The sequence below is a fragment of the Cypionkella sinensis genome (genome assembly GCF_042646385.1).
In the GTDB taxonomy this organism is placed as follows: Bacteria; Pseudomonadota; Alphaproteobacteria; order Rhodobacterales; family Rhodobacteraceae; genus Cypionkella; species Cypionkella sinensis.
Genome location: NZ_JBHRTO010000001.1, coordinates 2,802,080 through 2,815,675 on the forward strand (window position 1 = coordinate 2,802,080; position 13,596 = coordinate 2,815,675).

10 protein-coding genes are annotated in these 13,596 nt (G+C 60.8%); all 10 read right to left on the reverse strand.

From position 1 onward, the window contains the following. Window positions 1-9: 9 nt before the first annotated feature. The 10 genes from pcaF to ACFOGH_RS13980 all read right to left on the reverse strand — a co-directional run bounded on the left by pcaF (window position 10) and on the right by ACFOGH_RS13980 (window position 13,550). Window positions 10-1,206, reverse strand: coding sequence for a 3-oxoadipyl-CoA thiolase (gene pcaF / locus ACFOGH_RS13935; protein ID WP_380073678.1), 1,197 nt, complete (start codon window positions 1,204-1,206; stop codon window positions 10-12). Between the two features lie 110 nt (window positions 1,207-1,316). Further along, window positions 1,317-2,432, reverse strand: coding sequence for an alginate lyase family protein (locus ACFOGH_RS13940; protein WP_380073679.1), 1,116 nt, complete (start codon window positions 2,430-2,432; stop codon window positions 1,317-1,319). Next, window positions 2,429-5,197, reverse strand: coding sequence for a tetratricopeptide repeat protein (locus ACFOGH_RS13945; protein WP_380073680.1), 2,769 nt, complete (start codon window positions 5,195-5,197; stop codon window positions 2,429-2,431). The genes ACFOGH_RS13940 and ACFOGH_RS13945 overlap by 4 nt, the downstream gene beginning before the upstream one ends. Window positions 5,198-5,261: 64 nt before the next feature. Further along, window positions 5,262-5,900: an alginate O-acetyltransferase AlgF gene (locus ACFOGH_RS13950; protein WP_380073681.1), complete on the reverse strand. Its 639-nt coding sequence runs from the start codon at window positions 5,898-5,900 to the stop codon at window positions 5,262-5,264. Beyond that, window positions 5,897-7,228, reverse strand: coding sequence for an alginate O-acetyltransferase AlgX-related protein (locus ACFOGH_RS13955; RefSeq protein WP_380073682.1), 1,332 nt, complete (start codon window positions 7,226-7,228; stop codon window positions 5,897-5,899). The genes ACFOGH_RS13950 and ACFOGH_RS13955 overlap by 4 nt, the downstream gene beginning before the upstream one ends. Continuing rightward, window positions 7,225-8,040, reverse strand: coding sequence for a hypothetical protein (locus tag ACFOGH_RS13960; RefSeq protein WP_380073683.1), 816 nt, complete (start codon window positions 8,038-8,040; stop codon window positions 7,225-7,227). The genes ACFOGH_RS13955 and ACFOGH_RS13960 overlap by 4 nt, the downstream gene beginning before the upstream one ends. Next, complete coding sequence (locus tag ACFOGH_RS13965) at window positions 8,030-9,112, reverse strand: alginate O-acetyltransferase AlgX-related protein (RefSeq protein ID WP_380073684.1); 1,083 nt, start codon at window positions 9,110-9,112, stop codon at window positions 8,030-8,032. The genes ACFOGH_RS13960 and ACFOGH_RS13965 overlap by 11 nt, the downstream gene beginning before the upstream one ends. Window positions 9,113-9,123: 11 nt before the next feature. Then, complete coding sequence (locus tag ACFOGH_RS13970) at window positions 9,124-10,566, reverse strand: MBOAT family O-acyltransferase (protein WP_380073685.1); 1,443 nt, start codon at window positions 10,564-10,566, stop codon at window positions 9,124-9,126. 4 nt (window positions 10,567-10,570) lie between these two features. Next, on the reverse strand, window positions 10,571-12,076 hold the full coding sequence (locus ACFOGH_RS13975; RefSeq protein WP_380073686.1) for a right-handed parallel beta-helix repeat-containing protein: 1,506 nt from the start codon (window positions 12,074-12,076) through the stop codon (window positions 10,571-10,573). 1 nt (window position 12,077) lies between these two features. Further along, a complete protein-coding gene (locus ACFOGH_RS13980; RefSeq protein WP_380073687.1) occupies window positions 12,078-13,550 on the reverse strand; it encodes a mannose-1-phosphate guanylyltransferase in 1,473 nt (490 codons plus the stop codon). Between the last annotated feature and the right edge of the window lie 46 nt (window positions 13,551-13,596).

Consider the following 13,596-nt stretch of genomic DNA (forward strand, 5'->3'; position numbering starts at 1 on the left):
GACCGGGCCTCAGACCCGTTCCAGCGCGATGGCTATGCCTTGACCCACGCCGATACACATGGTCGCCAAAGCGCGCTGACCGGATTGCAGTTGCAAAGCCGCCGTCCCGGTGATCCGCGCGCCGGTCATGCCCAGCGGATGACCAAGCGCAATCGCGCCGCCATTTGGGTTCACCCGCGGATCATCATCCGCAATGCCCAGCGCGCGCAGAGTGGCAAGGCCTTGCGAGGCAAAAGCCTCATTCAACTCGATCACCGCAAAGTCGGTTTGGCTCAGGTTCAACCGTGCCATCAGCTTCTCGCTGGCCGGGATCGGGCCCAGACCCATCACGCGGGGCGCGACACCCGCCGTCGCGCCGCCAAAGATGCGGGCAATCGGGGTCAGCCCATGTTTGCGGGCAGCCTCAGCCGAGGCGATGATCAGCGCAGCCGCCCCGTCATTCACACCACTGGCATTGCCCGCCGTCACACTGCCGCCTTTGCGGAACGGCGTGCCAAGTTTCGCCAGCGCTTCGATTGTCGTCGCACGGGGATGTTCATCGCGGGCTACCAGCACCGCATCGCCCTTGCGCTGCGGGATGCTGACCGGGGTGATTTCTTGCGCCAAACGGCCGTTTTCTTGCGCAGCACTGGCGCGAGCTTGGCTGCGCAGCGCAAAGGCATCCTGATCAGCGCGGGAAATGGCGCAATCTTCGGCGACATTCTCGGCGGTTTCGGGCATCGAATCCGTGCCGTATTGCGCCTGCATCAGCGGATTGATGAAACGCCAGCCAATGGTGGTATCGTGAATCTCTGCCGCCCGCGAAAAGGCGGTTTCGGCTTTGGGCATCACAAACGGCGCGCGCGACATCGACTCGACGCCCCCTGCAATGATCAGATCAGCCTCGCCCGCCTTGATCTGCCGGGCAGCCAGCAGCACCGCATCCATGCCTGACCCACACAGCCGGTTGATCGTGGTGCCACTGACGGTCTGCGGCAACCCCGCGAGCAGCAAAGCCATCCGCGCCACGTTGCGGTTATCCTCGCCCGCCTGATTGGCGCAGCCAAACGCCACATCATCCACCGCCGCCCAATCCACCCCCGGATTGCGCGCCATCAGCGCCCGCAGCGGGTTTGCGGCCAGATCATCGGTGCGCACCGACGAAAGGCTGCCGCCAAAGCGGCCAATCGGTGTGCGGATATAGTCGCAGATATAGGCCTCGGTCATAGCGAACTCCGGTGGGAAATCGCTTCAAGTATAAAATATGTGATCGCAATGTCGAGGCTTACCGGCGATAGAGCAGAAGTTGCCCCCTGCCCCGATCAGCAGCGCCAATGTTACGGCGCTGTGGCGTCTTTGGCATCCAGTGCGGGCCAGAGCAGGCTTTGCTTGCCGCCCAGTTTGGAATTGCTCAGCAGATCGAACTTGGCGGCAAAGGCCGTGAACGCCGGTTCGGGGGCCAGTGTTTCCAAAGGCGCGAGCCAAGCAAACTGGAAAGCCCGCTTCATTTCGGCGGCGGAGTCAAACTTTTGCGGCTTGCCCGCGATGACCTCGACCAGCTTCGGGTCTTCCACCGCTTTCAACGTAAAGCGCGCGACACGCAGCAAGGCGTTGTCGCAGGTGGTCAGCAGGTCGGGAAAGCCGGGTTGCAGCAGTGCGGTGGTGGTCACAAGCGGCCCCACCGCATGAATCTGATAGTGCAGCGCCAGTTTGCCGCGCCACATCTCATTCGGCAAAGCACCTTCGGGCGTGGAGGTGCACAGCACCAGCTTGACGGAATCTGCGGCCCAAGTGGTCATGACGGTGTCGTTCTGCAGCAGCCCCACCTGCGCCGCCGCCAAGGCCGCCCAAGCGCGCAGATTGTTTTCGCGCGATTTCGGCGGGGCTTCGGTATCAAAAAACACCATGCTGGATTGCATCCGCGCCGTCAGCCAAGCCTCAATCGCAGGCTGGCGTGCGTCCTGAGTGGCAAGGCCGCGCACCTGTGCATAGGCCATCGCAAGGCCTGCAATCCGGCTGGGCACCGAAAGCTGCGCGCCTTGGGTTTTCATATCGGCCAAGGCATCCGCAGCGGCCCAATCGTGGATGCGGTCCACCACGCAATCAGCGATCAGAGTTTGCCGGGCAAGATCGGGCGGCGTTTCGGGATCAGCCTCTGCCGGGGTGGTGATCTGAAGCGCGGCATTGGCGTTCTTGACCAGCAGGTTGATGAAATCATCCAGCGGATTCAGCGCAGCCTCGACCGCCGCATTGGCCTCGGCATCGAAATCTGAGCGGTTCTTGCTGTCGTCCTTATAGCGGCTGGGGATTGCCAGAGCGGTGACGGGTGGCACCGGATCAAAGCAGACAAAAGCCTTGGGTTCAGCCGTTTCTGGCGCAGTTTGTGCTGGTGCCGACTGCGCGGGGGCCAGCAAAGCCAAGATCATGGCAGCCGAGGTAAGGGCATGTTTCATTGGCTGACCTCTGGTTGCAGCTTCAGGCTACGGACTTTGGCGCTGGCATCGGTGTTGCCCGCATCAGCAGCTTTTTGCAGCCAGACCAACGCCTTTTCACGCGACGCAGGAATGCCCAGACCGAACGCCAAGGCATCGGCATAGGTCAGCATCGCCGGAACATCGCCAGCCTCGGCGGCTTTGGCGATCCAGAGGGTCGAAGCCTCCAGCTCGGCTGAGGATTTTGCACTGACTTGCAACAGCTTGCCATATTCGCGCATCCCCGCCGGATTGCCAGCCTCGGCTGCGGTGCGGTAAAGCTTGGGCACATCCAACCGGGCATAGGCGCTTTCCTGAATGGTCGGCGATGCAACGGCAAGCCGCGACAGCGCGCGCGGAATGTCGTCGGGTTGGCTGTTCTGCACCAGCGCGACATAAAGATCGGCCGCTTTGGCCACGTTGAACTGCGGCGCGCCAGCGCGGCCATAGACATCCAGCAAGCGGTGAATCGCCGTGGTGTTTCCGCCTTCATAGCCACGCTGATAGAAGGCAACCTCGGCGGTCTGCATCGACTCGCCGCCGTAAAGCCGCAACAGGTCGCCCAGTTGCACCAAACGCCAAGCATCATTTTCGCTGAGGAATTCGGCCACATCTATCCATTTCGCAAAGGCGGCATGATCGCCAAGATGACCCATCGCATCAGCAAGGCTGGTGATTTGGTCGAAAGTGCAATCGGTGGCTGCGGTGGCACGGTGCACGTAATCCAGCCGCTGCCCTGCATCAGGCTGAAACGGCAGCGCCAAGACGACGGCGTCAAAATCCCCGCGCGCTGCGATCACTTCGGCATATTTGGCATAGACGGCTTTCAGATCGGGATAGCTTTTCGCATCGAGCGTTGGCAGCATCCGCATGGCTGCACCGATGCCGTTTTCCGCCAAAGGCTCTACCGCGGCAAGGGCGGCGGCGGTGTTGGCGGTGGGGTCTTGTTCCAGCATGATTTCGGCCAGATCAATCTCGGCGGTCGCATCGCCTTCGGCAATCGCGGCGTTCAGATAGGTCGTAGGATCGCTGAGGTTCTGGCCGATCTTGGCAAACTTACGCTCTAGCCGACCGCGTGCAGTGTTGATGCCTTCAAAGCGTTTGGAATATTCCTCCCAGAAGGCGCGCTCTTCGGCAGGTGCCTGACTGCGCTGCAAGTAAGCCATATACTGCGCGATGGCGCTGGGGCGGCCATAGAGTGCCTGGCTTTGCAGACGTGCAATGTCTTGCGGGCTGGGACTGGCGACAAGGGCCAGCAGACCGGCTGGGCTGAATTCCACGGTTTTGGTGCCGGTAGCGGCGCTGATCCCATCCCAATACAACGCTTCTGTGCGTTGCGGGGCTTGTGAGGCGCGGCAGGTGAAGGCGTTCTTCAGGCCGTTCATCGGGTCAATCTCGCCGCCGGTGTGAACGGTGTCGATGACTTCGTCGATGACCTGATAGAACTGCTTGGGCGTTTCAGCATAGCGAAAACGGATCGGCGTCAGGCGTTTGGTGGCATCAACCTCGCCCATCGCCTCGGCTTTTTCATAATAGGCAACGGCGGCGGCTTCACCACCCCAGCGGCCCTTGTCGGCGATTTCGAAATCGCCCAAGGCGATGAAAATCCACGCAGGCGCATCAGCGCGCTTGGCAAATTCCTCAAGCGCGGCGCGATAGGCGGGCTGGTAGGCCGCATCGGTTTTGGCTTCGGATTGCAAAAACAGCGCGTTGCGCAAAAGACCAGCGCGATCGCCGAACTTGGCGGCGGCTTCATACAGCTTGCGGGCGTGGTCCACGTCTTTCTTGCCCACCAAAGCGCCCTGTTCATAAAGCCGCCCCAAAGCCACCTGTGCATAGGGCAGGCCAGCGTCGGCGGCTTTGGTCATATAGGTGATCAGGATGTCGTTGGATTTCACCAGATCTTCAGACCGCATGTGCATCTCGGCCACTTTCCAGGCCGAGGGACCATCGCCCATATCGGCGGCAAAGCGGAACCATTTTTCGGCCAGCCCGACATCGCGGGTCACGGTGGTGCCATTCATGTATTCGCGCGCGATGCGGGCGACACGATCACAGATCATCGGGTCCATCTTGCCGACAAGGGCGCCGAAGGCCATCGTCACGGCGATATCGGGCGGCACATCCCAACCGGGGATCTCGGTGCCTTTTTCCTGCAAGGCGACGATCTTCAGCAAAGCATCGGCATTGCCGCCATAGCCTGCGGCGACCAGCATTTTCATGCCTTTTTCCTTGTCGACCGCGATGCCGGTGCCATCCATCAGATAATCGGCCAGAATGTTCTGCAGCCGTGGCGAGCCGCCGTTTTCGGTGGCCATCAACTGATCGACCAGCCGCTGATTGGTCAACTCCTTCAGCCGACCTGCGGCGATCAGCAGTTCGATCCGCGCCAGCAGGGCCTTGTCAGCACCAAATTGCGGATCAACGGTTGGCATCAGGGCTTGCGCCTTTTCGATGGTGTCAAACCAACGGATCGCGTCGGCATCCATCAGGCGGCGCAGATCGCGCTGGATCAGATCGGGGGCAACATCGGGCAGGGCCTTACCATCCCATTTCGCCCATTGCGCCGCAAGTTGTTCGTCCGGCGTGCTGGGCGCGCAGATCTTTTCGACCTCGATGCGCGGCGGCTCGAAATTGACCGCGACGGTCTGCGGGCTTGCAGTTTGCGCAAAGGCGGGCAGACCCGTCAGCATAGCAAGGCAAAGCGGCAGGATCGGGCGGGAAAGCAGGGCTGCGGCGCGTGTCATGGTGTTATCCTTTGGCCGGGATGACGCCGCGCAGAATGATCTGCGCGACGTTCTGGCGTTAAAGCTAGTTGGCAAGCGCCGAGTCAGAGCTGGCGACGGTGTAGTTGCCCGCCGTGCCGCGCAGCACGATCGCCACGCCCCCGCGCCGTTTCAGATCAACCGCTGGCAACGAGGCCAGCACCTTGTCGCCATCGCGCACTTCAAAATCCAGCGTCAGAGGCGCCTTCAGCGCCACATTCGCGGCGCTGTTCATCGCCACGCCCGGCACCGCCACCGCTTTGGCGGCAGGCACGTAAAGATCGACCTTCGCCAGATCGCTGAGGTTGAAGAAGCTGATCACCGCCTGCGCGGGGTTCGAGGTGATATCTTCCGGCACCAGAGTTTTGGTGCCATCAGCGCCGACGACATAAGAGTAATACTTGCCCGCCTCGACGTTGACGGTGGCATCATCGACACCTGTCACAAGCTTGATCTCACCGGGTTTGGCAACGACGACATAACCGGAAATGCCACTATCCAGTTGATTGAAGGTTTTGGTGTCGATCACCGCATTGGTCGGGGCAGCAGCGACCACGCGCACAAAGCTGGCGCTAGGGTCTGGCACGTCTTCATAAAGGCCGCCGTCCTGAGCCAGCCCCGCGGTGGCATACAGACCACAAAGCCCTGCACATAGGGCAATCAACAAGCTGCTATTCTTCGTCATGACGCGTCTCCTTTGGTATTCGCGCAGAAGTTCAGGGTTGTGGAGTCACTGACAGGGCGATCAAAATGCACCGTCACTTTCGTGATATTGGGCATGGTGAAAGCCGACAACCCTAAGTAGAAATTCCCAGTAGCCCGCAGCCTTTGACTGCGCTCTATTTTTGAGTGGCGGATTAATCCGGCGGCAGATTCGATGCTAAAATTGGCGACGCGCGGACCTTCCCCGCCAAAATTGGCATAGATCGCATCGTCAGAGCCGACCTTCAGACTCTCCAGCGAAGCCTCGACGGTGTTGGCGTCAAGCTTGGTCACAGGCAAAGATTTGGTGCAGGTGTTGCCTGCTGCGGCGATCAGTTCTTCCAGCGGGGCAGCACCGTATTGCGCGAGGTTATTGTAGATCGGGTTTTCCCAGATCAGGAACCGCGGGCGCTGCGCCTTGAATTCGTCTGACGTCATGTAGGACGTCATCGAACCGAACTGGTTGCCGCCGGTGATGGCGTAGTTGACGATTTCCAGTTGCGCATATTCCGCAAGAAAACCGGCGAAGTTGTTGATCGGGCTGTCCGAATACGAGGTGCCGACCAGAACGGCGGGCAGCACGGAATCGTCAGCGGCAAAGATATCGAGGCCCGAGGCGGCCGCGCTGTCGCTGGCGACGGCTTCGGTCTTGTAGGCCATCGTCTCGGTCGGCGGCAGCGCGTTGGCGCAATAGCCTTGCAGGGTGCGGCGCATCCCCGAGAACGCAACTTCTGGCGCGATCGGGGTGGTGACAAAGGTTTGCTTTGGCAGATCGGCATAGGCGGGGTCGGCCTTGATCCGCGCTGCAATGGCCTGCGCGCCCAGTCGCGCGCCTTGCGATGTCCAGTGAAAATCGGCCCCGAAGAATGCGCGCTCGCCACCTTTGTTTGCGCGCAGTGCGGTCATCATATCGGGTGCATCAACGCCGGCCTTGTTCAGGCGCGTTACGAAATCGGTGTAGATCGCGTCGGCCACTTCGGGCTGAAAGCCGTAATCGGCGGCGTGGGCAGGCAGATATTGCGGCATGCCCTGCGATTTCGACGGGATGGTGACATAGATCAGCGTCGTGCCGTTTTCTTTCAGCACTTTCGCCAATTGGCCCATCATATGCACGGTGCGATCATCCAGCGGGTGCTGCATACGTAGATCGGCGAAGGTGCGGAAGAACACACCGTCCTTGCCTTCAATTGCGGGCAGCGCGGTGTTGAACTCGTAATTCGAGCAATCAAAATGCGAGGCGGTTTGCGCCATCACGGGCGCCGCTGCGAGGGACAGGCCAAGCGCCGCCGCAAACTGAAAAGCTGCGTTCATTGGGAAACCTCCGTTGGGGCTGTGGCATCAAGGCGGGCCAGCAAGGCCTGCGCCATCGCGACTTTGCCGGGTTCGTTCGAGGCAAGCATCAACGCCAGGGCGGCGCGGGCGGCGGGCAGATCAGGGGCGCTGCCGTCTTGTGGCATCATCGCGGCCTGAGCTAGTTTTTGTGCGGCATTGGCATCGCCTGCCTTGGCGGCCTGCATCAGCCATTTGCGCGACTCGGCGGTGTCTTGGGGGAAAGGCCGACCGATGGCATACATGTCAGACAGACCAAGGGCGGCGGCGGGAGTGCCTGACTGCGCCAGCTTGACCAGCGCATCCTTGCCGCTTTTGATCTGTTTGTCAGACAGGGTAACGTCCGGCGATTTCATCAGTGCGATCATCCGGTTCATCGCGAATTCGCGGCCAAGATAGGACGCCATTGCATAGTAATGCACCGCGGTGGGAAGCACGCTTGTTCTGCCAGACTCCTCCAACTTGCGGGCGTAATAGAACGCGGCGAGACCATCGCCGGAATCCGCCAGTTCCTGCATTTCGCTGGGGGTCAGTTCTTGCTTGGCGACCATGCGTTTGTGCAGGGTTTTCAAGCGTGCCACCGCGGGGTCAACCGGGGGTTTTGCGGCCAAACGCGCCGCCTTCTGCTGAGCCAATCGTTCGGCCAGTTTCGCAGCTTTTTGTGCTTTGCTGAGATAGACCTTCGACACCACCGTCGGCGGCACGGCGCGAGGCTCGACCTTTTCGGCAAAGGCGGGGGCCGCCAGCAAGCCGCTGATCATCACCGCCGCGACGAGTTTCAAGTTAGTTTGCACTGGCGAGTTCCTCACCAATCTTGTGTCCGTCCCAAAGTTTCGGATCGGTCAGGTAGCGCAGCGGAATTTCCCAGATCACCACCTTGGGCGGGGTGTCGCGGAAGCTGTCAGAAGCCAGATAGCTATCCATCGGTTTGACCGGCCCCTGCCCCTGTTCGGCGGCGTTCAGCACGTCTTGGTGCAGGTCAAGCTTCAGTGCTTCGGCAAAGCTCCAGCGCGGATTGGCGCTGTAGGACGTGCCGACCAGAACCACATCAACCTGCGCAGCGGCGAAGATGTCGGACGTGTCTGCGGGGGCGGCCACGACGTAGGGGTTGGCGTCTTCACGATCCAGACCCAGCATCGGCGCGATGCCTTCAGTGGTGACATAAGACACCAGATCACCGGCAAACTCGGTTTTCGGTTCTTCGGTGCGGGTCATTTCGGCAGTGCCCAGCGGGATCAGCCCGGATCTCGCCACGGCAGCCGCCACGGTCGCAGCACCGTCGAGTGTCCAGTGCGTATCCGTAGCGAAAAAGGCGGGTTTGGTTTTCACCAGATCGACCAGTGGCGTGCGGGCGTCGACGGCGGCAATGTCAGCCGCTTTCAGCCTTGCCAGCAGATCGGCATAGAAGCCTGCCATCTCGGCTGACAATTCGGGGGTGCCTGCTTTGGCAGCCTCGACATCCACCTTGGCGGGCAGCGGCACCACAACCAGACGCGCGCCATGGGCGGCCAGCAGATCGCGAACCTCGGCAATCTTGGCAACGGAAGGCGACAGGCTGACGGGCAGAGGGCGGGTTTCCTCAGCCGTGAACAGCCAGCCATCGTGGCCCACGACCACGCCCTTGCGGCCTTCGCCGATCAGCAAATAGCGCGCTGCACCCATCACGCCAATCGACGGCGCGCGGTGCGGCATCGCGGTTTTGTAAAGCGTATCAAAGCTGTGGGTGACAGTGCCGCGCAAAGCCGCCATGTCAAAGGCGGCCAGCTTGCCGCCGGGTTCTTCATAAACCGCCAGATTGGCAAAGGGGACATAGCCGAAGAACACCACCGGCAGGAAGTACCGCGACATCCGATAAAGTCTTTGCATGACAGGCTCCATCAGAACTGGAAGTAAAGAAAGGGCGAGAAGCTGGCCTCGGCCAGTTTCATGATCGCCAGCATGGCGATCAGCGACACCACGGCGACGGGCAGCAAGGATGTGGCAGCGGTCAGAGTGCCAGTGCCGCTGACGCCGATGCCACCTTGCGGGGCGAAATACATCTCTTTGCCGATGCGATTGATCTGCGGCTCGGCGGCGCAATAGAGCATCCCGATCACCAACATCACCATGCTTTCGCCGCTGATCTGGAAGGCAATGTCCATCGGGATGGCAAAGCCGTGCAGGCCGATCATGCCAGCATAGACATCCATCGCCTGGTGCATGTCGACGGCGCGGAAGGCAACCCAGCCGATCAGCACCAGCAGCAGGGTTTGGATCAGCCCGACGGTCGAGCTGCGATTGGCCCAGCCGGTTGCACGTTCAATCGCAAGCCAAGCGCCGTGCCAGATGCCCCAGGCCAAGAATGTCATGTTGGCGCCGTGCCAAAGCCCGCCCAGCACCATCACCGTCATCAGGTTGACATAGGTGCGGGTCGGCCCCACCCGATTGCCGCCCAAAGGGATGTAGAGGTAATCGCGCAGCCAGACCGACAGCGAGATATGCCAGCGCCGCCAGAACTCGGTGATCGAGCGGCTGATATAGGGCATGTCGAAGTTCTTGCGGAACCGGAAGCCCATCATCAGACCCAGCCCCATCGCCATATCGGAATAGCCCGAAAAGTCGAAGTAAAGCTGCATCATATAGGCAACCGACCCCAGCCACGACAGCGCCGCAGAAGGGTCGGGTGTGGTAAAGGCAATGTCGGCCAAGGGGGCAACGGTATCTGCCAGCAGCACTTTTTTGCCCAAGCCGACGATGAACAGGGCGAGACCATCGGTGAACAGCACCAGCGAATGGGTGCGGTGTTTGAACTGATCGGCCAGATCCTTGAACCGCAGGATCGGGCCTGCCACCAGTTGCGGGAACAGCGCGATGAAGGCGGCGAAATCGAAGAATTTCAGCGTGGCATCGGCGTCTTTGCGGGTGACATCAACCAAATAGCTGATCGAGTGGAACACGTAGAACGACACGCCAATCGGCAGGATCAGCCGCCAATGCACACCAAGCCCCGCGGCATCGGTGCCAAACAGTTGCGCGAGGCTGTCGATGAAGAAGTTCAGATACTTGAACACGCCCAGCACGCAAAGGCAGCCCGCCACCCCGATACCGCACCAGACTTTTGCGCGCGGCGTATCGAGATTCTTGGCGATCATCAGGCCGATGCAGAAGGTCCACAGTGTTGTTGCAAACAGCAGCAGCAGAAAATCAAACCGCCACCAGCCGTAGAACAGATAGGACGCGAAAAGGATGACCATCGAGCGCCCACGGGCGGGCGTCAGATAGTAGATGATCAGGAACAGGGGCAGAAACAGAAACAGGAAGGTTTCCGATGAAAAGACCATGGTGCTACTCCTGAGCGCAAACCGAGGCGAAATCGGCATCATCTGCCGCAGCACTCGAAATCTGGAAAATGGCCGTCTGGTCGGTGCGGCCTGCGGAAAGATAGGCGGCCTGGTGCTGGGCGAACTCGCCGTCGAACATCCGGGGCAGTTGCTGCGACAGATCGTTGCCGCGCAGGGTGACAAGGTGCAGCGCGGCACCGGTGAGGCCGATGCGGTTCTTGGCCAGCAGGTTGCCGGAAACATCCATCCGCGCCTTGGGCAGTTGCGCGCCCACCTCGATCGCAGAGCCCGCGTTGCCATCCAAGGCATTGCCAAGGATCTGCGTATATCCGGTCTTGGTCAGCCGCAGGGCACTGGCGCCATTGGCGGCAATCACGTTGCCTTGCACGGACAGACAATCGGCGGTCTTGCTGGCAAGCCCGGTCTGCGCATTTTGCAGCAAAGCGTTGCCGCGCAGGGTGACGCCAAAGCTGCCGCCATCAACCTGCACGCCGTTTCCCTGCCCGCCCAGCACCAGATTGCCCGCGACCAGCATGTCTTGCGAACGCGCGGTGATCCGCAATCCAGCACCATTTCGGGTGGCGTAAATCGTATTGCCCAGCACCGCTGCCTTGCCGATCTGGGCCAAGGTCAGGGCACCACCGCGCGAGGATAGAAAGGCGTTCTGGGTGACTTCCACCGATTTAGGGCCGATCAGAGCAACACCGCCCAAATCCTCAAACCGATTGGCGCGCAGAATAGAGGTTTCGGTGGCCGCAAACAGCCCTTGGGTCGAAATCACGAAGCCCGCAAAAGGCCCCAGCCCCGCCATGCCAAGGCCCTGCAACCTATTGGCTTCGGCATAGACCTGACCCGAGCCAGAGGTCAGCACGAAGGGGCGATAGGTGGACTCGGGCTGCGATGCTGCAACGTCACTGCGCAGCGTGGCACCGCGCAGATCAATCTTGCCGAAGTTCAGCAGGAATGCGCCGCCTGCGGATTGCAACTGCAAGATATCGCCGGGGTGGATCAGCAAGGTAGCCCCCTGCCAGATCACCAAAGGACGCGACAGGGTGACAACGCCATCGACCATTGCAATGCCGTCGATGCCATCTGATTTGGCCGCAACGGCCAGGTCTTGCAGGCTGATCACCCCGGCGCTGAGAAAGATCGCAGCCTTACTGCCGTGCTGGGCCTGTTGGACGCGCAACTGATTGTTGGTGCCTTCCGAGATCGAAAGCTGGGTCAGCGCGATCTGGGTATCGCCCATGGCAACTTTAGCCGCATCGCCCGACGGCAAAAGTGCTGCGGGCAGGGATTGCGGTTTGGCCTCGGGTGTCAGACCGTAAAGTCCGGCCATCTGCGCCACGGCATCATAAGCAAAATCCACCGAGCCCATCGCATCGGCCTGCCGATGCAGCGCCGCAATGTCGGCCTGCAAGGCGACACTGTCGACAGGTTGCGGTGCCGCCTGCATCGCAGAAGCGCTGCCAAGCGCCGCCACCAGCAGATATGCCAAAGCGCGCGCCATCCTACAGCACTGCCCCTGTCACCGCAGCAGCAGCTTCGGGCTTGGTGAACAACGACGCCACCGCCTTGACCGCCGAGGCCGCAACTTCAGCCACGCTTTCGGCGTCATGCGTCATCAAAAGCTGCATGGCTCGCAGTTCTTTCGAGCCGGTGTTGGTCAGCGGCAAGGTCACATCGGCAGGAATGGTGACGCTGTCACCGCGTGCGACCACCACCATCTGGCCCTCACGTTCATAAACGCCACCGCCAGTCAGGAAGGTCAGCAGGCTGGGGCCGTGGCCGGTGCCGTTGACGCGCAGGGATGCACCGGGGGCAATCACCAGCATCCGCATGTCATAGCCATCATCCTTGGCCAGCAGTTCGACCTGACCCCAGTTGGTATCACGCAATAGGTGGCTGGTGACTTCGGGGCGGTTCAAGCCCTTCAAATGCTCGACCACCTGCTTGACGTCCTGCGAATGGTCGCGGTTCATCACCAGCAGTGCATCCGGCGTATCGACAACGATCATGTCGCGCAGACCAATTACTGCCACCAGACGCGAGTCGCTTTGGATCAGCGAGTTATGGGTATCCAGCGCCAGAACATCGCCGTTGATCACATTGCCCAATGCATTGCGGGCAGAGATTTTCTGTACCGCATTCCAAGCACCAACATCATCCCACTGGATGTCACGGGCCGGGGCCAAGGCGACGGCGGTGGAGCGTTCAAACACCAGCCGCTCGGTCGGTTCTGATTTGGCTTTGACAAAGGCGGTTTCTTCCAGATGCAGCGCGCCGTTGATCATCTTGCCCGCGCTGACGGCGGCAGAGACGGCGTAGAAGGTTTCAGGCTCGAAGCGGTGAAATTCCTCGATCAGCACATCGGCGCGGAACAGGCTGATGCCAGAGGCCCAATAGGAATAACCTCCAGAAATCAGCGCCTGCGCGCGTTCGTAGGGCGGCTTTTCGATGAAGGTTTCTACCCGGTGCAGGCCGGGATAATTGGTGTAACCGCCGCCATCGACAATATAGCCATAGCCGATTTCCGGGTAGGCTGGCGGAACGCCGAACAGCACGATGCGGCCATTGTCGGCGGCTTGCTGCATGGCCACCACAGTGGCGTTCAGATCGCCGGTGATGATGTGATCCGATGGCAGCACCAAAAGCTGCGCTTCAGGGTCTTCGGCGATGGCGACCAGTGCCGCCGCCAGAACTGCGGGGCCAGTGTTGCGGCCCATCGGCTCTGCAAGCACCGTCCCCGTCAGTTGCAGATCACGCATTTGCCGCGTGACCAGTTGGGTATGCCCCGCGCTGGTCACGATGATCGGTGGCTTGAAAACACCGCCGCGATGGCGTTGCAGGGTGGTCTGAAAGTAGCTGAGGCTACCCTTGCCCTGCACGGGCTGAAACTGCTTTGGCTGCTCGACCCGAGACATCGGCCAGAGCCGCGATCCCATGCCACCGCAAAGAACCAAAGGGTAAATCGACGTTTTCATTGCGTGCTCCGCTGAGACGTTGCCCAAAGTGGAAGTCTGAAAAAGA

Excerpts from the sequence above, each read along its gene's own strand:
- ACFOGH_RS13975 (WP_380073686.1), bottom strand. The coding sequence starts at position 12,076 with ATGGCGCGCGCTTTGGCATATCTGCTGGTGGCGGCGCTTGGCAGCGCT.
- ACFOGH_RS13970 (WP_380073685.1), bottom strand. The coding sequence starts at position 10,566 with ATGGTCTTTTCATCGGAAACCTTCCTGTTTCTGTTTCTGCCCCTGTTC.
- ACFOGH_RS13950 (WP_380073681.1), bottom strand. The coding sequence starts at position 5,900 with ATGACGAAGAATAGCAGCTTGTTGATTGCCCTATGTGCAGGGCTTTGT.
- ACFOGH_RS13980 (WP_380073687.1), bottom strand. The coding sequence starts at position 13,550 with ATGAAAACGTCGATTTACCCTTTGGTTCTTTGCGGTGGCATGGGATCG.
- ACFOGH_RS13955 (WP_380073682.1), bottom strand. The coding sequence starts at position 7,228 with ATGAACGCAGCTTTTCAGTTTGCGGCGGCGCTTGGCCTGTCCCTCGCA.
- pcaF (WP_380073678.1), bottom strand. The coding sequence starts at position 1,206 with ATGACCGAGGCCTATATCTGCGACTATATCCGCACACCGATTGGCCGC.
- ACFOGH_RS13940 (WP_380073679.1), bottom strand. The coding sequence starts at position 2,432 with ATGAAACATGCCCTTACCTCGGCTGCCATGATCTTGGCTTTGCTGGCC.
- ACFOGH_RS13965 (WP_380073684.1), bottom strand. The coding sequence starts at position 9,112 with ATGCAAAGACTTTATCGGATGTCGCGGTACTTCCTGCCGGTGGTGTTC.
- ACFOGH_RS13945 (WP_380073680.1), bottom strand. The coding sequence starts at position 5,197 with ATGACACGCGCCGCAGCCCTGCTTTCCCGCCCGATCCTGCCGCTTTGC.